The 19812-nt window shown below is 60.7% G+C and carries 24 protein-coding genes; 8 read left to right on the top strand and 16 right to left on the bottom strand.

Annotated features, from left to right (window positions below; genetic code table 11):
* Positions 1-225: 225 nt before the first annotated feature.
* Positions 226-1245, top strand: coding sequence for an SDR family oxidoreductase (locus RM533_RS09735; protein WP_311341045.1), 1020 nt, complete (start codon positions 226-228; stop codon positions 1243-1245).
* Between the two features lie 131 nt (positions 1246-1376).
* Here RM533_RS09735 and RM533_RS09730 read toward each other — a convergent pair whose 3' ends face one another.
* The 14 genes from RM533_RS09730 to RM533_RS09665 form a co-directional block, all read right to left on the bottom strand.
* Complete coding sequence (locus RM533_RS09730; protein WP_311341044.1) at positions 1377-1919, bottom strand: c-type cytochrome; 543 nt, start codon at positions 1917-1919, stop codon at positions 1377-1379.
* Positions 1916-2056 carry a DUF6692 family protein gene (locus RM533_RS09725; RefSeq protein ID WP_311341043.1) on the bottom strand — a complete coding sequence of 47 codons (141 nt, stop codon included), beginning with the start codon at positions 2054-2056 and terminating at the stop codon, positions 1916-1918. Before RM533_RS09725 ends, RM533_RS09730 begins: the two co-directional genes overlap by 4 nt.
* Positions 2057-2444: 388 nt before the next feature.
* A complete protein-coding gene (locus RM533_RS09720) occupies positions 2445-2783 on the bottom strand; it encodes a hypothetical protein (protein ID WP_311341042.1) in 339 nt (112 codons plus the stop codon).
* Between the two features lie 230 nt (positions 2784-3013).
* Complete coding sequence (locus RM533_RS09715; protein ID WP_311341041.1) at positions 3014-3583, bottom strand: NAD(P)-dependent oxidoreductase; 570 nt, start codon at positions 3581-3583, stop codon at positions 3014-3016.
* Between the two features lie 210 nt (positions 3584-3793).
* Complete coding sequence (locus RM533_RS09710; protein WP_311341040.1) at positions 3794-4279, bottom strand: DUF6692 family protein; 486 nt, start codon at positions 4277-4279, stop codon at positions 3794-3796.
* Positions 4276-4863: a DUF305 domain-containing protein gene (locus RM533_RS09705; RefSeq protein ID WP_311341039.1), complete on the bottom strand. Its 588-nt coding sequence runs from the start codon at positions 4861-4863 to the stop codon at positions 4276-4278. The genes RM533_RS09710 and RM533_RS09705 overlap by 4 nt, the downstream gene beginning before the upstream one ends.
* Before the next feature lie 3 nt (positions 4864-4866).
* Positions 4867-5280, bottom strand: coding sequence for an ion channel (locus RM533_RS09700; RefSeq protein ID WP_311341038.1), 414 nt, complete (start codon positions 5278-5280; stop codon positions 4867-4869).
* Complete coding sequence (locus RM533_RS09695) at positions 5277-5846, bottom strand: methyltransferase domain-containing protein (protein WP_311341037.1); 570 nt, start codon at positions 5844-5846, stop codon at positions 5277-5279. Before RM533_RS09695 ends, RM533_RS09700 begins: the two co-directional genes overlap by 4 nt.
* Before the next feature lie 136 nt (positions 5847-5982).
* The gene (locus RM533_RS09690) at positions 5983-6738 is read right to left on the bottom strand and encodes a MauE/DoxX family redox-associated membrane protein (protein WP_311341036.1); all 756 of its coding nucleotides are present in this window, start codon (positions 6736-6738) and stop codon (positions 5983-5985) included.
* Positions 6735-8051: an APC family permease gene (locus tag RM533_RS09685; protein ID WP_432265057.1), complete on the bottom strand. Its 1317-nt coding sequence runs from the start codon at positions 8049-8051 to the stop codon at positions 6735-6737. The genes RM533_RS09690 and RM533_RS09685 overlap by 4 nt, the downstream gene beginning before the upstream one ends.
* A 166-nt stretch (positions 8052-8217) precedes the next feature.
* Positions 8218-8493 carry a DUF5676 family membrane protein gene (locus RM533_RS09680; protein ID WP_311341035.1) on the bottom strand — a complete coding sequence of 92 codons (276 nt, stop codon included), beginning with the start codon at positions 8491-8493 and terminating at the stop codon, positions 8218-8220.
* 50 nt (positions 8494-8543) lie between these two features.
* Positions 8544-9020 carry a DUF411 domain-containing protein gene (locus RM533_RS09675; RefSeq protein WP_311341034.1) on the bottom strand — a complete coding sequence of 159 codons (477 nt, stop codon included), beginning with the start codon at positions 9018-9020 and terminating at the stop codon, positions 8544-8546.
* Between the two features lie 10 nt (positions 9021-9030).
* Positions 9031-9405 (bottom strand): hypothetical protein, encoded by a 375-nt coding sequence (locus RM533_RS09670; protein WP_311341033.1) that lies wholly within the window; start codon positions 9403-9405, stop codon positions 9031-9033.
* 9 nt (positions 9406-9414) lie between these two features.
* The gene (locus tag RM533_RS09665) at positions 9415-10038 is read right to left on the bottom strand and encodes a DUF2231 domain-containing protein (RefSeq protein WP_311341032.1); all 624 of its coding nucleotides are present in this window, start codon (positions 10036-10038) and stop codon (positions 9415-9417) included.
* Between the two features lie 189 nt (positions 10039-10227).
* On the opposite strand from RM533_RS09665, the gene RM533_RS09660 reads away from it, so the two are divergent.
* From RM533_RS09660 to RM533_RS09630, 7 genes are read left to right on the top strand one after another with little or no spacing between them, the layout of a single operon-like run.
* Positions 10228-10503 carry a hypothetical protein gene (locus RM533_RS09660; protein WP_311341031.1) on the top strand — a complete coding sequence of 92 codons (276 nt, stop codon included), beginning with the start codon at positions 10228-10230 and terminating at the stop codon, positions 10501-10503.
* Positions 10503-10943: a periplasmic heavy metal sensor gene (locus tag RM533_RS09655; protein WP_311341030.1), complete on the top strand. Its 441-nt coding sequence runs from the start codon at positions 10503-10505 to the stop codon at positions 10941-10943. Before RM533_RS09660 ends, RM533_RS09655 begins: the two co-directional genes overlap by 1 nt.
* A 7-nt stretch (positions 10944-10950) precedes the next feature.
* The gene (locus RM533_RS09650) at positions 10951-11511 is read left to right on the top strand and encodes an RNA polymerase sigma factor (RefSeq protein ID WP_311341029.1); all 561 of its coding nucleotides are present in this window, start codon (positions 10951-10953) and stop codon (positions 11509-11511) included.
* Positions 11512-11569: 58 nt separating this feature from the next.
* Positions 11570-13441: a copper resistance system multicopper oxidase gene (locus RM533_RS09645; RefSeq protein ID WP_311341028.1), complete on the top strand. Its 1872-nt coding sequence runs from the start codon at positions 11570-11572 to the stop codon at positions 13439-13441.
* On the top strand, positions 13438-14469 hold the full coding sequence (locus RM533_RS09640; protein WP_311341027.1) for a copper resistance protein B: 1032 nt from the start codon (positions 13438-13440) through the stop codon (positions 14467-14469). The genes RM533_RS09645 and RM533_RS09640 overlap by 4 nt, the downstream gene beginning before the upstream one ends.
* Before the next feature lie 17 nt (positions 14470-14486).
* Entirely contained in the window at positions 14487-15020 is a 534-nt protein-coding gene (locus RM533_RS09635; protein WP_311341026.1) for a YybH family protein, read from the top strand.
* 60 nt (positions 15021-15080) lie between these two features.
* Positions 15081-15788, top strand: a complete 708-nt coding sequence (locus RM533_RS09630) for a PepSY domain-containing protein (RefSeq protein WP_311341025.1) — start codon at positions 15081-15083, stop codon at positions 15786-15788.
* A gap of 55 nt (positions 15789-15843) precedes the next feature.
* Here the strand turns inward: RM533_RS09630 and RM533_RS09625 are convergent, their stop codons facing one another.
* Both RM533_RS09625 and RM533_RS09620 read right to left on the bottom strand, forming a co-directional pair.
* Entirely contained in the window at positions 15844-18201 is a 2358-nt protein-coding gene (locus tag RM533_RS09625) for a heavy metal translocating P-type ATPase (protein WP_311341024.1), read from the bottom strand.
* Between the two features lie 12 nt (positions 18202-18213).
* Positions 18214-19737 carry a multicopper oxidase family protein gene (locus RM533_RS09620; protein WP_311341023.1) on the bottom strand — a complete coding sequence of 508 codons (1524 nt, stop codon included), beginning with the start codon at positions 19735-19737 and terminating at the stop codon, positions 18214-18216.
* Between the last annotated feature and the right edge of the window lie 75 nt (positions 19738-19812).

The raw sequence follows: 19812 nt of genomic DNA, 5'->3' as shown, positions 1-19812 counted from the left end.
GTTCGTCACCTCGCCAGAGGTGCACCCGAATGGCTGGCTTGAGGGAATTTTACTCGGAGTGGTCATCAGGACGTTGCCTCTTGGTTTTTCTCCAATCTCGCCCAGGGTTTTGCTCTGACAGGAGTCCCGACGTGAATCCCTCTTGGCGCACGATCGGGAATTGCATGTGCGGAACCTGACGCCGGCAAGCACGTATAAGGCGTACCCTCAAGGCGGAGCACAAGCATGGCAAACACGTTGAAAATGAAGCCTCTGGGTGACCAGACCATCGTTATCACCGGGGCCACGTCGGGGCACGGACTTTGCACCGCGCGGATGGCTGCAGCGCAAGGGGCAAGGGTCATGCTCGCAGCGCGCGACGAAGAGGCGCTGAAGCAGGTCTGCATGGACATTCAAGGCGAAGGCGGTACGGCCGAATACGTCGTCACTGATGTTGCGAAGGAAGATGACGTCCAGCGCCTTGCCGACGAGACGATTGATCGCTTCGGCGGTTTCGACAGCTGGATAAACAATGCCGGAGTCGGAGTCTATGCGGAGATTCTGGACCTGGACATGGAAGACCACCGCCAGATCTTCGAGACCAATTACTGGGGTGTGGTATATGGATCCACGATTGCCGCTCGTCACTTGAAGGACAGACCGGGCGGCGGCGCGCTGATCAATGTCGGCTCGATCAATTCTGACCTGCCGGGCCCCATTCTCGCATCCTACAACGCATCGAAGCATGCGGTAAAAGGGTTTACCGACTCCTTTCGGATCGAGCTGCAGATGAACAATGAGCCGGTTTCGGTTACCCTAATCCAGCCGAGCGCCATCGGCACACCCTTCCCCCAGCACGCTCGCAACACGACTGGATATCAAGCGCGCCTGCCAAAACCTATTTATGCACCCGACGTTGTGGCGCGAGCGATACTCGATGCGACCCAGAATCAGCGTCGTGACGTGGTCGTGGGCGGCGCAGGCAAGTTCCAGATCTTTGGTTCGAACGCCTTTCCGCTTCTGTTTGACAAAATTGCCGCCTCGATGGCCGACCAGCTCATCAATCGCGAGAAGCCGGTGCCCGAGCAGAAAGGCAACCTTTTAGCGCCGCAGGGTGATGACGGGGACGTAGAGGGCCGCCAGCACGGACGGCATTTCAGCGTCACCACCGCCTCGGGGCGGCACCCCTGGCTAACGCTCGGGACGTTGGCAGCGCTAGCTGCTGCAAGCCTCTTTGCGATAACGGGCGGCCGATCAAGAGCCTGATCTTACGTTCAAGGCGCAACAGGACTCAGTTCGTACGGTAGCTGCTAACCGGCGTCCGTTGAAATGGCGTACGCAATCCCTGAACCTGCAGGGAGCAGCCCTCCATAACCTTCATCCAACAAGCTGCCAGATTAGTGGCTGTGACCACCCTCGCCACCATGACCGCCACTGCCGATAGCCGCGTATTCTTCCGCGCTCAGCTGCGGCATCTCCTTCACGAAGGCAGCGATATTCCAGATCGTGTCGTCGTCATGCGTCGGGCCGAAAGCGGGCATGCCGCTCATCTTGACGCCGTGCTTGACCAGCCAAAATACTTCTTCGTCCGTCCACTTTTCCGCGGCGCGGGCGAGAGCGGGCGGGTGCGGTTGCATGACCTCTGCCCATCCGGCAGGGCTTACGCCCACGCCGCCATGGCAGTGCGCGCACATGGCCTTGTACTCACCCGCACCCGCCTCAATCATCCCGGACGTAAACTGCGGTGACTCCAGGTCGTCCGCCCGGCCCTGAACGGAGTTGTGGTAGGTCGTGTCAAATGCCCAGGCGACGATCGGATTATGCCGATCGGTCGCTGCAACATTGTAAGCGCCCGTTAGAATGACGATCAGCGCGAAGAGCGCCAAGAGTAGCAGCATCGCCGCTGCACCGATGATCATGCCCTTGCCGTTTGCGGTCATGTCCGGTTCCCTTCAAAGCATTGTACGTAGCCGCGATAGCCGATCTCGTCGTCCGCTTCCGGCGGCACGACGATCATTTCCATCGTCTGCAGCCCGGCATTGCTTTCGCCGCCCAGCGCGCGGGGGGCCGTGGCCATTCGCTTCTCCTGTTCGCTGGGTTAGAACGACGCGCCCCATCCGCAATACAACACACTGGATGGCAGCCTTTTCAAACCACGTTCAGCAACAGATTAGGCCAACCGTTCACGAGCGTAGCGGTTCCTTCTCGAGTAGGTTTGCAAGGAATTTCTTCGTGCGGGCGAGTTGCGCGGCTGCGCGTATAAGCGCCCGTAGCACAATCGAGTAGCCTACTGTGTGTCGCCTGGGCGCATGAGGGATCGAACGAGGAAGCTCGTATAATGGATCACGCCTGTGACGGATTCAGGGTCGGGTACGAGGCGTGATCAACCTCCTGACGGCCGTTTCGAGAACGCCTTAAACGGCAGCGCCTGAAAATAAGCAAACAGATGCCCTGCGCATTCTGCGTCATGATCGAAAATGCTTGGCGCGCTCCACCATATGATTCATCTGAGTCGCTGCGTGGATGGTCAACGGATGCTGCTTCGCGTCGGGCCGCGGCGTTATAAAGTCCGCCATTTCAGCGATATGCTCGAGCTGCTCTTCGCTAGCCTTCGAGAGCAGACTAAGAACGATATTTTCCAAGGCAATCACGCGGATGCGCAGCTGGATGAGCTCCGCGTCCGACAGAGCGGGGATATCCCACTCGTCGCAAGTGGCTGCTAACGCTTCCTGGGGACCACAGGGCAGTGCCCCGCCCTCCCCTTCCCATCGCGACACCGCGATGTCTTTCTTGTCGTGTGCCATGTTCTCAAACTCCAGACCAAATTTCCGATGCCGCGAGCGGCGAATTCCAAACGGCGACAAACATCGCCATCGCTCACCTATCGCGACGAAGATGCGAAGAGGCTTTCCAGTTCCTCGCGAAGGGCAAGAAGCCCTTCAAGATCGTCAGCCTCCAGCTTGCCGATTGCAGGCTTTTCGTTAATCCACCTCCCAGTCACTACTGAATCGAGAAGCAGGGCAGCGAGATCGGCCTAGCGGCAGCGAAAGCAGTCCGTCGATAGCGTTAGCGCCTGCACTTGGGCTTCGCCACTATAGGGCAAATCGATAAGCCAGCCGGGCCTTGCCGCCGTCCACCGGAGACGTTGCTCGGCCTCCAGCATGCGCTCCATGGCCCGCATGTGTTCGAGAATGTTTGCCAGCGCGGGGACAACAGTCAGCCGAAACCATGACGGTACTGCGGGTTGTTCGTCGACAAATGCGGCGGAGATCACTGCGATCCGGTCGATGCCGACGCGGCTCATCGCTTCGACAATGCGGCGCGTCCCCTCGGTGTAGAGCGGTGGTGGGTCGATCGCGGTCGATGGCGTGAACGAAACGCCAAGGGTGGAAATAACCGCATCGCAACCACGGATGGCATCAGCAAGGTCGTCCTCGAGAACGTCGCATTGGATATAGTCGACGCCTTCGATCCGTTTCGCCGGGTCCGGCAAATGATGCTCGAGACCGCGCACGTGGTGGCCGCGCTGCATCGCCTGTTCGAGGAGCAGCGTGCCGGTCTTTCCACCGGCGCCGAAGACGGCAAGGGTCAGATTATCGGTCAAAAAGAAACCTTCGCAATTGCAAATGATGCGGATGAATATGAAGCCCCGCGCATGGGGTTGGTCATGCGCGAGGCTCCGAGACGGCTCCAGTGAGCCAGCGACCCGCAGGGCTCTCTTGGGGGAGCTGGAACCGCCTATCCATTGTAGCTTCGAAACCCGCGCCCGGCTTGCCTCACGGAACAAGCCAGGCACCTCTCGCGGGTTCTTCTGCTACTGGTCGCAGATAGAATACCCGCGATAGCCCAGTTCATCTCCTGCTCCGGGCGGAACCACGATCAATTCCTGCGCTTGCAAACCCGCATTGCCTTCATCGTCCAGCAGGCGCGTAGTGACGAGCAGATCGCCGCTGGTATAGCGATCCGTACCGGCAGCGCTGACCGGGATCAGTTTGCCGTTCAGCTTGATGAAGCCCTGGCTTCCCGGTTCGTAGACGAAGGTGGGGTAGCCAACCTCGGTCAAGCGGAAGACACAACGACCCTCCTTCCCGCCGATTGCCGAAACATCGGCGTCGTTCATCGTCTCGGGCTTTACGAGCGCCGTCGATATGTTCTGCAGCGCGCTGGAAGCCGGCTCGATTGGCGACGCTTTGGCCGGCGGATCGAGCTGCGCTTCGCGATCATTGCCGATGGCGGTGTTCTGGTTGCACCCAGCCAGCGCGACAGCCAGCCCTGTGGTGAGGATAAAGGTCGTCTTCATTGCGCAGCTCCTTCTTCGGGTGTCTCGGCAAGGGTTGGGTCAGGTTGCGGAGCTGCGGGAACCGGAGCTTCGATACCTTCGGGGAGCCTCTCGGTGGTCCGGACGCCATTTTCCTCGATGTCCTCGATGAGGTATTTCATCTGCGCGATCTCGCGGCGCTGGGCGAGGATGATGTCATGCGCGAGCTTGCGCACGCGCGGATCGCGGATATGCGCCCGTTCGCTGGTCATGATGGCGATCGAGTGGTGCGGGATCATCGCCGCCATATATTCCTCGTCGTCGATGGTGGTCTGGCTGCGCACGAGCCAGAGCGCCAGCGCGAAGACCACCGCTGCGACGCCGAGAATGATGAAGTTCTTGGTGCGGTCCTTATACATCCCCCACATGAAGAGCAGCATGACGACCATCATCATCGCACCCATCACGAACATCATCCAGAAGCGCGTCTCGCTCCAGAAGAAGTGGTCGGCATCATAGGTATTGGCATACATGAGAAAAAACATGACGACGGTCGATGTCGAGACCATCGCCATGAAGCGCCAGTAGTTGCCGCCGCCCCCCTCGCTGGAATGGGATTGTGCCATTTTTCAGTTCTCCTTTCCGGACATGGTTTGAAACACGAATTGCGCTGTGCAGCTGATAAGCAGGAAGCCGGTCAGGGACTCGATTCCGGTCATCGCCCGCAAGTGGCCTTCCGGATAAATGTTCCCGAGGCCCACCGTGGTGATATTGATGAGGGAATAATAGAACAGGTCCATCGCATCGACGGCGTCGCGCTGCTTGAACCCACCCAGGCCCAATTCGATGGCAAAGGCGAACCCGGCCGCGAAAAGTGCAGCGACGGCGAGATGGCTCATCAAGACCAACAGGTATGCGGCAGTCAGCCTGGTCGGCTGTGTCTTGGGCTCACCCGCGACCAGCCTGGCACAGCGGATCAACCATATGTGTAGCCAGAGCGAGGCCACAAACAGGACCACGGCCAGGGAAATGGCTGCGATCATGCGCCGGTATCCTTTGTCGTAATGGCAGGGCCATCGCCCTTCTTCCGGCACACCGACCAGTAGAAAATGCCCCACCAGAAGTCGTGCCGCGTCGCCTCATCGAGGATCCGGGCAGCCGTTGCGTCGGGACGGATCGAGAGATGCTCGCGTTCGGTGTCGCATGCGCTATTGAGCCATATGCCGAACCGCACCAGCCAGTCGGGCCAGCCCCCCGGTTCCTGAGACCCGAGGAGGCCGAGCCGCGTGCCTGTTGGCATCTGTGCGGCTATCTGCGTCACGATCCTTTCGACGTCAGGAACGATATCGAGCCCGAAGGTGGACACGGCTGCGCGCATGTCAGGGGGAAGCACCACGTCTGCCACGTCGGCCTCGACCAGCTCGACGTTCCGCCAGCCATGTCGCTCAGCATGATCGGCAGCGATCGCCAGCATCTGACTAGAAATGTCGAACCCGACGATGCGACCCTCGCTACCCACCTTGCGCTGCAGGTCGGCGAAATTCTGCCCGGATCCACAGCACAGGTCGACCACGGTATCACCACGACTGAGACCGAGAGCATCAATCATCCGGCGGCGCTGTCTGGCTACACCGAACAGCTCGAAACCCTTCGCGAGGAAGGTGTAGAGCCGGGCTTTAGAATCATAGGTATCCCGCCATCGGGCAGTATCCCTGGCGGTCCGCCTGTCGTCGTGGGCTACCCGATCAGACAACGATCCAGCCCAGCGCCTTACCGCCCATCCAAAGTCCCATGCCGATCATGAACAGGTTTTCGGTCAGTGAAACGAAGCCAAGCGGCACATTGCTGTTGCCGCCCACGCAGGCGCACTTCAATTCGCGCTTGTCGACGTACACCGCCTTGAAGACGCTCACCGCACCGACCGTACCGATGAACAGCGCCACCGGGACCGATATGATCGGCAAGGCATGCGCCACCATGAGGATGCCCGCCAGGGCCTCGCCGAACGAGTAGATAAAGCCATAGCGCACCCAGCGCTGTGCCAGCAGATCGTAATTGAGGAACATGGTCGAGAAGCTGCGCAGATCCTGTAGCTTCTGCACGGCGAGTAACGACATGGAGAGCGCAACGAACCATTCGATCGCCTGCACAGTGAAGACGCTATCGAACACATACCAGCTGATCGCCAGACCCAGCAGGAAGGCAACGGAAAAAATCGCGATGACAGTCTGGTAGCTCGTCTCGCCTTCCTCAGGCTGGCTGCGCGACTTGCCGAAATGCTCGCGCAGATCGTCATAGCCGCCTATGCGCTTGCCATCGATGAACGTCTGCGGCGTGGTCTCGACGTCGTGCTTTTCCTTGAAGGCGTCGGTTTCCTCGCGCGAAGTAAGGTGATTGTCGTCGATCTCGAAGCCTTCGCGCTTCAGAAGATCGACCGTTTTCAGACCGTACGGACAAATATGTTCGTCCATTACCGTCCGGTATACCTTTGCCTGTTTCATTGCTGGTCTGCCCCGCTTTCGTGGCTTTTGCTGCTTCCATCGACGCGTGCGTCGCGCTGCGGGATCCCGTTCGGGGAAGGTTTGCGCTGCAGGAAAAGGGTTTCCAGGCCGAAAACCGCAACAATGGAAACCGCAGCGATTCCAACGATAACAGAATCGCTTTCGAGCTTTACACCCGCGAATGCGACGAGAATGACCCCGTCGGCGGCGATAGCAGCGAGCAGGACGGAAGTTCTTGCGCCGATTTCCTCGCGAAGATGACGGTAGACCCCCCAATGCACCAGGATGTCCATGACGAGATAGAAGAAGGCGCCAAGCGATGCGATGCGTGAGAGGTCGAACAAAACGGCGAGCGTGCCTGCGATCACTACCGTGTAAACGAGCATGTGACTTCTGATCCCGCCCTTCATGCCGAAGTGACTGTGGGGGATCATCTTCATCTCGGTCAGCATCGTGAGCATCCGCGAGACTGCGAATACGCTTGCGATCACCCCGGAGGTGGTCGCTGCAATCGCTATGACGATAGTGAACCAGAACCCGAGCTCGCCAAGCGCCGGGCGGGCGGCGGCGGCGAGCGAATAGTCTCGCGCCTCGACAATCTGATCGATAGTCAGATTGGAACCTACCGCGACGGCAACGAGAAGGTAGGTTACCACGCAGATCGCGATCGAGATCATGATCGTGCGGCCGACATTGCGATGCGGATCGACAATCTCGCCGCCGCTGTTGGTGATCGTCGTGAAGCCCTTGAATGCCAGGATCGAGAAAGCCACCGACGCGAGAAACGCGCCGCCGTTGGTCTGCGAAACCTGCTGCGCGAACGCACCGGAGAAGAATCCGCTCGCAGCGATGGCCGCCAAGGCAAACAGAGCAATCCCGCCGATCTTGATCGCCGACATGACCAGCGAAAAGCCACTGACTGACCGGTTGCCGGCCTTGTTCACGATATAGGCGAATACGATCAACCCGAGAGCCAAGGCTGACAGCAGGAGGCTGTTCTCCTCAAGCCCGAACGGGCGCAAGGCGTAGGTAGCAAAGGTCCGTGCAACGAGGCTTTCATTGATAACCATCGAAAGCGCCATGAGCAGCGACGCCGAGGCCGCCACGACCCCAGGACCATACGCCTTTTGCAGAATCATCGCGATGCCGCCGGACGACGGCCAGGCATTGGACATCTTGATATAGCTATAGGCGGCCAGCGATGTGACGAGCGCCCCCAGAACGAATGAAAGCGGGAACAGCGGGCCGGCAAGTTCTGCGATCTGACCGGTGAGAGCGAATATACCAGCGCCGATCATCACGCCGGTACCCATAGCCACGCCCCCGGCGAGACTTATCGTCCCCTTTCCAGAGGCGTCGGGCGCATTTTTCATCGCCGCATGTGTCTCATGCTTCGTTGCAGTCATAAGGCTCCCGTCACCGGGGCGGAAACGCCCGGAGCGTGTCGACGACAAAGCTTTTGAAGAGCGAGGTGCAACGTCATACGCCTCGCCCTCGCCCGAACATGGCATAGAGCGGAACGACGATGACGGCGATGTACCAGCCATAAAGAAAACTGCCGACGGTTCCGGCAAGAAATCCGGGCCAGGTCAGCCATTCGAAGCCGGGCAAAAGAGGTGCCCAAGCTTCGTGCATGTGAAACCGTTCAGGGAAGAGGAGGCCGAAGACCACACAAAGCAGATAGCTGAGGAGCAGAAAAACGCTGAGCGTCCAGCCCCATCGCAAGATGTCCGGGCGCATCGATAAATCGGCCATATCGGTCTCCTTTCAATCGGATGGCTTCCGCTCCAGCCCGCTCAAGCGGGTTACGGATAGCTTGCGAATACGCTCTTGCCCGCACGGCCGAAGGCGATGACCTGGTACGACTGCACCCTCCCGCCGACTTCCATGCCGGGGGAGCCTAGGGGCATTCCCGCCACGGCGAGGCCCGTCACGCCTTCGGGCCGTTCCTCAAGCAGGCGCGCGATCTCGCGTGCGGGAACATGACCCTCGATCACATAGCCATCGACTTCCATTGTGTGGCAGGAGACGAGATCGCCAGGCACGCCTGCTTCGGCCTTTACCTCAGCCATGGGACGGTCTTCGCGAACCGTGACCTCGTGATCGAGACCCGTGCGAACATGCTTCGCCCATTCCTCGCAGCATCCGCATTGCGGATCGCGGAACATCACATAGGGGCTCGCCTGTGCCGCGCTCGTGCAAGCTGCAAGGAGAATTACTCCGAAAGTAGCGAGTGTCGTGCGCGCCCGGCGGATGTGCTTGCCCGAAAATCTCAGTTCCATGCTCGATCTCCTACATTCCTTCCATGTCGTGATCGGACATGGACTCCATGTTGTGCCCTGCATGCGGATCGGCCGGTTCCGCGACATCCATGCTCGTTGGAGCGGGTGTCGGCGTGCGCGGTGGTTGAGCTGCGTCGGGGCCAGCTGGCCTGCGCTCGGTCGCGGGTACGCTGGCGACGGGCGCGGTTTCTACGCCGGTCTCGGTCGGATTTGTGGAAGCGGCCTCAACTGGCGACGGCGCGCTCGCCGGTGCTGTCTCGATGGCAGCCGTATTTCCGACGTCCGCCATGGGCTCGGGTTGTTGATCGCACGCCGCCAGGCCCGCCAGCGCGGTCCCGAGGAAAAGCGTTCCAATCATCTTCTTTGGCGTGAAGTGCTGCATCATGTTGATCCTTCAGATCCAGGAGAGGCCAAGGTGATCCGGTCCGTGCGCAAGCTCTCCACCGAGAAAACCCTGGAGCAGAATGAGCGCGGCCATGGCGAAAAGACCGCTACGAAGAAGGGCTCTGCTTTCACGCGGCCTGTAGGCAAATGCGGCAAGAGCGAGTCCGAGCGCAGTGATCAGCATTCCGTTCCAGCGGTGGAGCTGCATGACTGTGTCTCCGCCAAACCAGAGGCCGGTATGGATCCAGCCGAACAAGACAGCAGCGACGGCACCCGCCGCACCGCCATAAATCAGCACACGGACAGCGGGTTCGGCTGCTGCGCCTCTTCCGGCCATGACGAACAATTCGGCCAGCGCCGCCATCAGGAACAGTGCGATCGGGAAATGGATCGTCGCGGGATGCAGCGTCTTGAGGACAGTGACGAAGTCACCCTCGCTGGCGCTCTCGTGTCCGCCGGATGCGTCATCATGCCCGTCAGAGCCGTGGCCGGCTTCGGCAGACTGACCCGAGCCGCTTTGCATCCCGTTCATGCCAGACGCTGCCTGGCTCGGGTCCGAAGAGGCGGCGACGTTTGCATCGGAACCCTGGGCCTCGTCGCCATGCGCATAGACAGGACCGATTGCCAGGAACACTGCGCAGACAAGTATCAAAAAATGGACTGCTTTCATGGTGGCGCGTGCCCTTTCACCGCAGATTAACGAGAGCTATGCTGCCTGTTACGCATCCCGAGCCGCCTCCCCTCACAAAATATTTGTGCGGGGAGCGCACGCGCCGTGCGTAAGGGATAGAGCGAACAGCAGTTGAAGGACCGACCCGCACCGATGAAACAGGATCTGGACCCTATTCTGAGCGCTCTTGCGCACGATGTTACACCAAGCGTGCCCAACGGCTTCATGGAAGGCGTCTGGGAACGGGTCGGCGATATGAGTGCGCGGCGGGACAGGGCCATGCGCAGCATGCTGTTTGCCGGCCTGTTCGCAGTCGGACTCGGAGCGGGTGCCCTCACGGTTCAGGCTCCTGTCTACGCTCAGGAACGCACCTACCCCGTGTTCAGCGACGCCCGTCTTTCGCCCGCCGCGCTGCTGCATGTCGATTGATGAAAAGTCCCAAACTGTATATCGCGCTCGCCGTCCTGCTCGCCGCGTTGGCAGGATTTCTGGGAGCGATCGCAGCCGAGCGATGGTTCGCGCCGACCCAGCCGGGCAGTCTTCACGAATTCGTGCACGAACAGCTCGACCTCAACGCCCAACAGGAAGATCGGCTCGACCGTCTCGAGGAGCGTTACGCCATAGAAAACGCCCAGCGCGAACTGGCAGTGCGGCGTGCGAACGCCAATTTGGCTGCCGCGATGGACAAGGAGCATGAATACGGCCCCGGGGTCAGCGTTGCGATCGACGAGGTGCATGCCAGTATGGGCGAATTGCAGAAGGCGACGGTCCGGCATGTCTTCGCGATGCGCAGCATCCTCGACGAAGACCAACAACGCGAATTCGATCAGCAGGTTGCCCGGTCACTGACCGGTTCGCCTTCGGAATGATTGCGGAGTGCTGGGGCAGCCGGATAGTCAGGAGCAGGCGCTTGTTGAAAAAGTTGCCGCTGGTGACCGCCGCGCATTCACGGAACTTGTAGAACCGCTCATACCCCGCTTGCTCGCAACCTCAATCCGGATGCTTGGCGCAAGTGATGAAGCCGAAGACGTCGTGCAGAATGCGCTTGCGTCGGCGTGGATGGCCCGCACGCGCCTTGATCCGGCGCGCCCCGTTCTCCCGTTTCTCACGACGATCACACTCAATAAATGCCGCGACAAAATCCGCAGGCGGAAGGCAGCGCAGTTCCTGGGGTTCGGAAAGGCTACGAAGCCGGAGCTTGCATCCGATCCGGCTCCCTCGCCGGAAGCCGAGACGGTTGATCGGCAGCTTCTGCAAAAGACCCATGCCGAAATTCAACGGCTTCCCGTGCGGCTGCGCGAGGCGCTGATTCTCGTTGCCGTCGATGGGCGAAGCCAGAACGAGGTTGCCGACATCATGGGTGTTTCGGAGAAGGCGGTGGAATCGCTGGTCTACCGCGCTCGAAAGGCTCTGAAGGAAAAAATTTCGCGCGCGTGAGGGGAAACGCCTCCGGCCGCGTAGGATAGGGCAAACCTCCTTCAAACGGGACCTTCTCATGCAAGCAATCAATCGACGCAAATTCCTGGGCTCGAGTATCGTGGCAGGCGGCCTGTTGGGTGCCACCGCGGCGATGCCCGCCTGGGCGCGCGGCGGCAACATGAATGGCACGACGATCCGCCAGGGTTTCGATGAAGTCTCCGGCCGCAACATCGATCTGACGATCGCACGGGGTCCCTTCGCGGTTCAGGGTCGGCGCGGTATGGGGATCGCCGTCAATGGCAGTGTCCCCGGCCCGCTGGTGCGGCTGAAGGAAGGCGAGCCGGTCAATCTCAACGTGACCAATGCGCTGGACGAAGACAGTTCGATCCACTGGCATGGACTGCTTGTGCCGTTCCAGTTCGATGGTGTGCCCGGTGTGAGCTTCCCCGGAATCAGGCCGGGACAGACATTCACCTACGAAATGCCCGCCATCCGGCAGGCTGGCACGTATTGGTGGCACAGCCATTCGGGTCTGCAGGAACAGGCTGGGCATTACGGACCCATCATCGTCGACCCCGCTGGACCCGATCCGGTGCAAGCCGACTACGATTACGTGATGCTGCTAAGCGAATTTACGCCGATGCATCCCCACACCATCATGTCGAAGCTGAAGAAGGGCGAGGGCTATTTCAATTACCAGCAGCGCACGTTGACCGACGATTATCCGCTGACCGGAGAGGAACGGCGGATGTGGGCAGAAATGCGCATGATGCCGACCGATATCCTCGACGTCACGGGCTCTACCTACACCTACCTAGCCAATGGACACGGTCCCGAAGAAGGGCTGGAATATCTGTTTTCGCGCGGCAAGCGGGTCCGTATCCGGGTAATCAATGGCAGCGCCATGTCCTTTTACAACGTCCGTATTCCGGGATTGAAATTCTGGGTCGTAGCGGCTGACGGTCTCAACGTGAGGCCGGTCGAAGTGGAGGAGTTCCAGATTGGCACCGCCGAGACCTACGATATCGTCGTCGAACCGACCGGCGAGGCGCACACCATCGTCGCGGAAAGCATGGACCGCTCGGGTATGGCGGTGGCGACGCTGGCAAGTCGACCGGGTGCCCGCGCCCCGGTCCCGACGCTGCGGGATCCGCCGCTGCTGACCATGGCCGACATGGGTATGGCCGGAATGGCCCATGGCGCGCATGGCGATGGCGCCGGGGAAAACATGGACGGCATGGACCACGCCGCGATGGGTCATGGGGCGCCTTCTTCGAGCGGCATGGCCGTGAGCAACAGCGGCGACGGATCAAGCGAGGGAGCGATGGCCGGAATGGCTGGAATGTCGATGGGCGGCATGGACATGCGCGACACGTCCAGGCTGCCGCCCGATGTGGAGGTTGGTCCGGGCATCGACATGGTTTCCATGAACCCGCAGGACCGGATGGGCGATCCCGGTATCGGCCTCGACAAGGTTTCGCATAAGGTGCTGAACTACAAGGATCTGGTCGCACTCGAACCGAATGACGACTTGCGCACGCCGTCGCGGCAAATGGAAATCCATCTCACCGGGAACATGGAGCGCTACATGTGGTCTTTCGACGGCGAGAAATTCTCGGCCGTCAGCGACGAGCCGATCCGCTTCGCCTATAACGAACGGGTCCGGGTGAAGCTGGTCAACAACACCATGATGGCGCACCCGATCCACCTTCACGGTCACTTCTTCGAGCTCGTCAACGGCGCACCCGCCGATCGCCAACCGCAAAAGCACACGGTGATCGTCCAGCCCGGCGGCTTTGCCCAGTTCGATCTCACCGCCGACGAGCCGGGAGACTGGGCGTTTCACTGCCATCTTCTCTATCACATGCATGCCGGCATGTTCCAGATCGTGACAGTAGCGCAGGAAGCGGGTCAACCCGACGTACGGCGCGTGGGAGAGAGCGGATGAAGTATATGATCGCGCTCATGCTCGCCGGAACGGCGACGCCCGCCTTCGCGCAAGACCACGGCCACTCCATGCCGATGCAGCCCGCCGACCCGCAGGACGCAGAGGAGGCTGCTGAAGAGGAAGGCAGCGCAGAGGATACTTCGCCGACATCCTCCGCAATGCCCATGGACCATTCGCAAATGGACCATGGGTCGATGGACCGGCCCGGAGTGGTCGAAGACCAAACGACAGGCGGAGAAATGGACCATTCCGCCATGGGTCACGAGGCGATGGCGATGGACATTCCATCGGGTCCGCCGCTCGCTTCTGCGGGTTCGGGCCCTGCACGCGCCGCAGATGCCATCTGGGGTGTTGAGGCGATGCGCGAGAGCCGTGAGCAGTTGCGCGATGAACAGGGCGGCCAGAAGTATTTCTGGTTCCAGGGTGACCGCGTCGAATATCGCGCGCGCGAGGGATCCGACGGCTATCTGTTCGACCTTCAGGGGTATTACGGTGGCGATCTCGACAAGTTCTGGTTCAAATCTGAAGGCGAAGGCAGTTTCGACGAAGATATCGAGAGCGTTGAGGTTCAGGCGCTCTACAGTCGCGCCATCGCGCCGTTCTTCGATTTCCAGGCGGGTCTCCGGCAAGATTTCGCGCCGATGGACCGCACCTATGCCGTGATCGGCATCCAGGGTCTCGCACCCTATCTGTTCGAAGTGGATGCCGCTGCATTCCTGTCGGACAAAGGCGACCTGACAGCACGCATCGAGGCCGAACTCGACCAGCGAATTACCCAGCGCCTGGTCATTCAACCGCGTGTGGAAGCGTCCTTCTCTGCGCAGGATGTGCCTGAACTGGGCATCGGTGCCGGGCTGGATACGGTCGAAGCCGGTCTCCGCGTGCGCTATCATTTCGTGCGTGAGTTTGCGCCGTATGTCGGGATCGATCAGGAATGGAGGATCGGTCAGAGCGCCGATTACGCACGCGCCGAGGGAGAAGACCCCAGTGTGACGAATTACGTCGTCGGCATACGGTTTTGGTTCTGAATAAAAAGGAAAATTCGATGCACATTATAATCATTCGGGGCGTGGCTGCGGCGGCGCTTGCTTTATCTGCGGCACCGGCGTTGGCCCAGGACATGGACCATTCCAAGCATGGGGAGCATTCGCAATCGATGCAGATGGACCATTCGGCGCAGGGCATGAACCATGACATCGCGGGTGCGGAGGCTGCTCTCATAGCGTACCGCAACGCGCTGACGGCGCGCGATGCTGATGCCATGACAGCCTTGTTTGCGGAAGAATCCTTCGTTTACGAGAACGGAAAGGATGAAGGCAGCTTCACGAATTACATGGCGCATCACCTGGGGCCTGAACTGGACGCGATCACCAGTTTCACCTTCGGTGAGCCGACCGTTGCAGTCACCCGGATGGGACACATGGCTTACGGGCGCGAAACCTATACCTACAGGATCGAACTGACGGATGGACGCGTGATCGATCGCGAAGGCGTGGCAACGACGGTGCTCAAGCACGACGCCAATGGCTGGAAGATCGTGCAATACCATTCATCGTCGCGTGCTCCCCGTAGCGAATAAGACCTCATGGCGTCGGTTCCAGCTTCGCGAATGCCGTCACGCAAGCTTCGGTTGCACATATTGGGTAGCAAGCTCCACAAGTGGCTCGCGCTGTTCGTCGGCGTGCAGGTGCTATTGTGGATGGGAACCGGCGCGATCATGTCCTTCCTCAAGATCGAGCAAGTACGGTCCGAGCACGTCATATCGCGCGAAACCGAAACACTCGATCCGGAGTTTCCGGCGCAGCGATGGTTGGTGGATCGACAAGGCATCGTTGCCATAACGACCAAATCCGTAGCTGGCCGTCCCCTCGTTCAGATCGAGCGTAACGATGGCTCGAAGACCCTTCATGAGCCCGAGACCGGGACGAGGGTTTCTCCCCTGCCGAGCTCCGATGCGCAGGCCATCGCTTTGTACGCCTGGACCGGACCAGAAACCTCGATAGCCGGTGCGAAGCTGATCGAGAGCCCGGTAGGAACAGAGTTCCGTGGACCATTTCCAGCGTGGCAAGTCACCTTTTCCGATCCAGACGGGACGAGGCTCTACATCGATGCCTCGAGCGGCGCGATTCTCGGCGCACGAAGCGATACCTGGCGCTTCTTCGACTTCGTCTGGGGCTTGCATATCATGGATTGGACGCAGCGCGACCGGATCAACAGCTGGTGGCTGCTGCTTTTCGGAATCGGTGGGACGGTAATCGCGCTGTCGGGCTTTGTCCTTTTGGCCAACCGGTTTCCAAAACTGCGCCGCAGAAAAGTGAAGCGTGCTCCGGCGAGCAAATCCCCATAAATGCCCGAGAACCGCAGCGTGGCGGAACCGACCCCAGCGAGGCCGATTCAAGGGGTTAGGCGCTGCCTACTCCTTGGCTTCCGAGCACCGGAAGCTTCACTCCCCGCAACCGCAGCGCGTTCGCGATGACCGAAACCGATGAAAGGCTCATCGCCGCTGCCGCAATCATCGGGTTGAGCAGCAGTCCGAACGCCGGGAACAACACGCCCGCGGCAACCGGTATCCCGAGCGTGTTATAGGCAAAGGCGAAGAACAGGTTCTGGCGGATGTTGCGCATCGTCGCGCGGGACAGGACGATCGCCTGCACCACGCCGGTCAGATCACCGCGCACCAGCGTCACCCCGGCGCTTTCGATCGCCACGTCGGTGCCGGTGCCCATGGCTATGCCGACATCGGCAGCCGCAAGCGCTGGCGCATCATTGATCCCGTCGCCCGCCATGGCGACGCGGCGTCCCTCGCTCTTGAGCTTTTCGACCTCGCGATGCTTGTCTTCGGGCGAGACATTGGCGTGGACCTCGTCGATGCCCATTTCCCGCGCGACCGCTTGCGCGGTGCCTTCACTGTCCCCGGTGAGCATGACCACGCGGATGTCGCGCGCATGCAATGCTGCGATGGCTTTCGCACTGGTCGGCTTGATCGGATCGGCCACCGCGATTTTGCCTGCCGGTCGCCCATCGAACGCCACGAACATTACCGTGTGTCCCTGTGAGCGACCACTTTCCGCCGAGCCCAACCAGGTCTCGTCTTCGACGCCGACGCGCCGCATCATCTTTTCGTTGCCAATGGCGACTTGAAGCGTCCCGACGGCTGCCTGGACGCCTTCGCCCGTGGTCGAGGCCAAATCCTTGGCTTCGCCAGGCGACACACCCCTCGTCCGTGCGCCTTCGACGATGGCGTGGGCAAGCGGATGCTCGCTGCCCATCTCGACGCCCGCCACCGCGGCAAGGAACTCGGATTCGTCGATGCCATCGACCGGCTCGACCGCCACGAGATCGGGCTTGCCCATCGTCAGCGTGCCGGTCTTGTCGACCACCAGCGTGTCGATCTTCTCCAGCGTCTCCAACGCTTCGGCATTGCGGATCAGGATGCCGTGCTGCGCGCCCTTGCCCGTGCCGGTCATCACCGACATCGGGGTAGCGAGGCCGAGCGCGCAGGGGCAGGCGATTATCAGCACGGCAATGGCATTGACCAAGGCATAGGCGAGCGCGGGAGCAGGCCCCCAGATTGCCCAAACGACGAAAGTGACGATGGCGACCACCACGACCGCAGGCACGAACCATGCCGCCACCTGATCAGCCAGCCGCTGAATTGGCGCGCGGCTGCGCTGCGCCTCGGCAACCATCTGGACAATCTTGGACAGCATGGTGTCCTTGCCGACATTGGTGGCCTGCATGATGAAGCCGCCGGTCTGGTTGACCGTTCCACCGATGACCGTGTCGCCAGCCTGCTTGGCGACCGGCAATGGCTCGCCGCTGACCATGGATTCGTCGATCGCGCTCGAGCCCTCCTCGATTTCGCCGTCGACGGGAACCTTGTCACCTGGGCGCACACGCAGGCGGTCGCCGGTTGCCAGTTCATCGAGCGGCACTTCGCGCTCGTCGCCATCGCCGAAGATTTTCACGGCGGAAGGCGGCGCGAGTTCCAGCAGCGCGCGAAGGGCGCTGGAGGTTGAACCGCGTGCTTTCAGTTCCAGAACCTGGCCAAGGAGTACGAGCGTCGTGATGACCGCCGCCGCCTCGTAATAAACACCCACGCGGCCCGAATGATCGCGAAAAGCGGGCGGAAAGATATCCGGGAGGGCGGTGGCCACCAGGCTGAACAGATAGGCTATGCCCACGCCAACGCCGATCAGCGTGAACATGTTGAGGTTGCGCGTCTTGAGCGATTTCCACGCGCGGACGAAGAAGGGCCAGCCGCCCCATAGCACCACCGGTGTGGCGAGGAGAAATTGCGCCCACTGCGCGCTGGCAGGCTCGATCAGCCGGTCGAAGCTTAGCCCCGGGACCATGTCGCTCATCGCATAGACAAAGAGCGGTAGCGTCAGGAGCGCGCTCCACCAGAAACGACGCCGCATATCGACCAGTTCGGGATCGGGGCCTTCATCGAGGGATACCGTCTCCGGTTCGAGCGCCATGCCGCAAATCGGACACGACCCGGGCCCCGGCTGACGGATTTCGGGATGCATCGGACAGGTATAGATCGTCCCTTCGGGAACATCCTCGACCGCATCGAGATGCGCACCCGACAGATAGAGCTCGGGATCGCCGAGAAACTTGTCGTGACAGCGCGAAGAACAGAAGTAATGCTCGGCACCCTTATGTCTCGCGATGTGTTCGGCACCGTCGATCGCAACGCTCATTCCGCAGACCGGATCGATCGCGGTGCCTTCGATTACGCTCTCATCCTGGCTCATGCCCATTCCTTCCTAGCTGTTCACCACGACGAACTGCCCCATCATGCCTGCATCCTCATGCTCGAGAATGTGGCAATGATACATGTAGGGCAGTTCCGGATCGGTATGTTCCTCGAAGCGGAGCAGCACGCGCACCTGCTCGCGCGGATTGACGATGACCGTATCCTTGAACCCCGTTTCCAGCGGCGGCGGCGCGCGTCCTTCCCGGTCGATCACACGAAACTGCGCATTATGGATATGGAAGGGGTGCGCCATCATCGAGGCATTGGCGATTTCCCAAATTTCCCATTGCCCGACCGGCACTCGCTCATTGACGATATCCATATCCATCGCCGCGCCGTTGATCGTCATGCCTCGGCCCATCATCCCCATGTCGAGGACGAACCGCCTTGTTCGCATCGCCAGCGAGGGATCGGGCGCATTCAACGAAACAAGACGCGGCGGCAGGCTCGTAGCATGCAAGGCTCTGCCGGGCCTGATATCGAGAATACGAAACACCTCGTCTGTCTCACCATCATCGCGGCGACGGTTCATCATGCCGCCGCCCATCATGCCGCGACCCTGTCCGCCCATCATTCCCATCGCATTGTCCGGGTTTGTGGCAACAAGCGATAGGGGACGCCCCTCGGAAAGATCGACAATCACCTGCGCGCGTTCGCCCGGTGCAAGCTTGAGCGAACGGACCGTGCGCGGGCGGTCGAGCAACCCGCCATCGCTTGCGATCAGCTGCATGGCCTGCCCCTCGGCAAGCGAGAATTCGTAGAAGCGCGCGTTCGACCCATTGAGAACGCGCAGCCGCAACTGGCCGGTTTGCGCGTCAAATACGGCATTCTGTGTGCCGTTTACGTATATCCGCTCCCCGCGCACGCCCATCATTCGCGTATGCATGTTGAGCGGATAAATGAGCTTGCCAGACCCATCGAGCGCCCTGTCCTGGACGATCAGCGGGATATCGTCGACGCCGTAATCGCTTGGCAGATCGAGCGCGTCTTCTTCATCGTCGCGAACATAGATCGGTGCGGCGAGACCGGCATAGACCTGCGGCCCCGCACGGCGATGCAAATGCGAGTGATACCAGTATAGCGAGGCGCGCTGGCGCACTTCGAAAGACGGACTCCAGCGGGTGCCGGGACGAATTAGCTGATGCGGCCCCCCATCGGCAGCGGCAGGAAGCTCGAAACCATGCCAGTGCACTGTCGCACCTTCGGCCAAGGTGTTGTCGATATGAAAACGCACCCGCTCCCCGCGGCGCATCTCCAGCGTAGGCCCCAGATAATCCGCGTCGACGCCGATCGTCGAGGAGGCTACTCCGGGGACAAATTCCTTTTGGCCTGCGGTCAGGGAAAGGCGAAAGACCCGTTCTCCGCTTTCGATTGCGCCACGCTTCAAAGGCGGAATCGCGAGAGGGTGGGGATCGCCAGACGCGAGCTGTTGCCCGAGACTGTTTTGTGCTTCGCAGCCGCTCACAGGAAGAGCAGCGAAGCCGACACCGGCAAGGCCCATATCCTTCAGCAATTTTCGACGTCCGATTCTCATCGCCCGATCTTTCCTGCCTGCGACCACCTTTTCTTGATTGGCGGCGCCGGCATTAGCTGGCGCCGCCATCACGAA

Origin of the sequence: Croceicoccus esteveae, assembly GCF_031846435.1 — a bacterium.
In the GTDB taxonomy this organism is placed as follows: domain Bacteria; phylum Pseudomonadota; class Alphaproteobacteria; order Sphingomonadales; family Sphingomonadaceae; genus Croceicoccus; species Croceicoccus esteveae.
Note: the sequence above shows the minus strand (reverse complement) of the source record. Positions and strands in the feature narration are given on the sequence as shown.

What these genes read in the sequence shown, in the direction of transcription:
- RM533_RS09635 (WP_311341026.1), top strand. Translation starts at nt 14,487, where the DNA reads ATGCACATTATAATCATTCGGGGCGTGGCTGCGGCGGCGCTTGCTTTA.
- RM533_RS09655 (WP_311341030.1), top strand. Translation starts at nt 10,503, where the DNA reads ATGAAAAGTCCCAAACTGTATATCGCGCTCGCCGTCCTGCTCGCCGCG.
- RM533_RS09700 (WP_311341038.1), bottom strand. Translation starts at nt 5,280, where the DNA reads ATGATCGCAGCCATTTCCCTGGCCGTGGTCCTGTTTGTGGCCTCGCTC.
- RM533_RS09705 (WP_311341039.1), bottom strand. Translation starts at nt 4,863, where the DNA reads ATGGCACAATCCCATTCCAGCGAGGGGGGCGGCGGCAACTACTGGCGC.
- RM533_RS09670 (WP_311341033.1), bottom strand. Translation starts at nt 9,405, where the DNA reads ATGATGCAGCACTTCACGCCAAAGAAGATGATTGGAACGCTTTTCCTC.
- RM533_RS09725 (WP_311341043.1), bottom strand. Translation starts at nt 2,056, where the DNA reads ATGGCCACGGCCCCCCGCGCGCTGGGCGGCGAAAGCAATGCCGGGCTG.
- RM533_RS09695 (WP_311341037.1), bottom strand. Translation starts at nt 5,846, where the DNA reads ATGATTGATGCTCTCGGTCTCAGTCGTGGTGATACCGTGGTCGACCTG.
- RM533_RS09735 (WP_311341045.1), top strand. Translation starts at nt 226, where the DNA reads ATGGCAAACACGTTGAAAATGAAGCCTCTGGGTGACCAGACCATCGTT.
- RM533_RS09645 (WP_311341028.1), top strand. Translation starts at nt 11,570, where the DNA reads ATGCAAGCAATCAATCGACGCAAATTCCTGGGCTCGAGTATCGTGGCA.
- RM533_RS09620 (WP_311341023.1), bottom strand. Translation starts at nt 19,737, where the DNA reads ATGAGAATCGGACGTCGAAAATTGCTGAAGGATATGGGCCTTGCCGGT.
- RM533_RS09720 (WP_311341042.1), bottom strand. Translation starts at nt 2,783, where the DNA reads ATGGCACACGACAAGAAAGACATCGCGGTGTCGCGATGGGAAGGGGAG.
- RM533_RS09680 (WP_311341035.1), bottom strand. Translation starts at nt 8,493, where the DNA reads ATGGCCGATTTATCGATGCGCCCGGACATCTTGCGATGGGGCTGGACG.
- RM533_RS09710 (WP_311341040.1), bottom strand. Translation starts at nt 4,279, where the DNA reads ATGAAGACGACCTTTATCCTCACCACAGGGCTGGCTGTCGCGCTGGCT.
- RM533_RS09640 (WP_311341027.1), top strand. Translation starts at nt 13,438, where the DNA reads ATGAAGTATATGATCGCGCTCATGCTCGCCGGAACGGCGACGCCCGCC.
- RM533_RS09660 (WP_311341031.1), top strand. Translation starts at nt 10,228, where the DNA reads ATGAAACAGGATCTGGACCCTATTCTGAGCGCTCTTGCGCACGATGTT.
- RM533_RS09730 (WP_311341044.1), bottom strand. Translation starts at nt 1,919, where the DNA reads ATGACCGCAAACGGCAAGGGCATGATCATCGGTGCAGCGGCGATGCTG.
- RM533_RS09690 (WP_311341036.1), bottom strand. Translation starts at nt 6,738, where the DNA reads ATGAAACAGGCAAAGGTATACCGGACGGTAATGGACGAACATATTTGT.
- RM533_RS09625 (WP_311341024.1), bottom strand. Translation starts at nt 18,201, where the DNA reads ATGAGCCAGGATGAGAGCGTAATCGAAGGCACCGCGATCGATCCGGTC.
- RM533_RS09675 (WP_311341034.1), bottom strand. Translation starts at nt 9,020, where the DNA reads ATGGAACTGAGATTTTCGGGCAAGCACATCCGCCGGGCGCGCACGACA.
- RM533_RS09685 (WP_432265057.1), bottom strand. Translation starts at nt 8,051, where the DNA reads ATGGGTACCGGCGTGATGATCGGCGCTGGTATATTCGCTCTCACCGGT.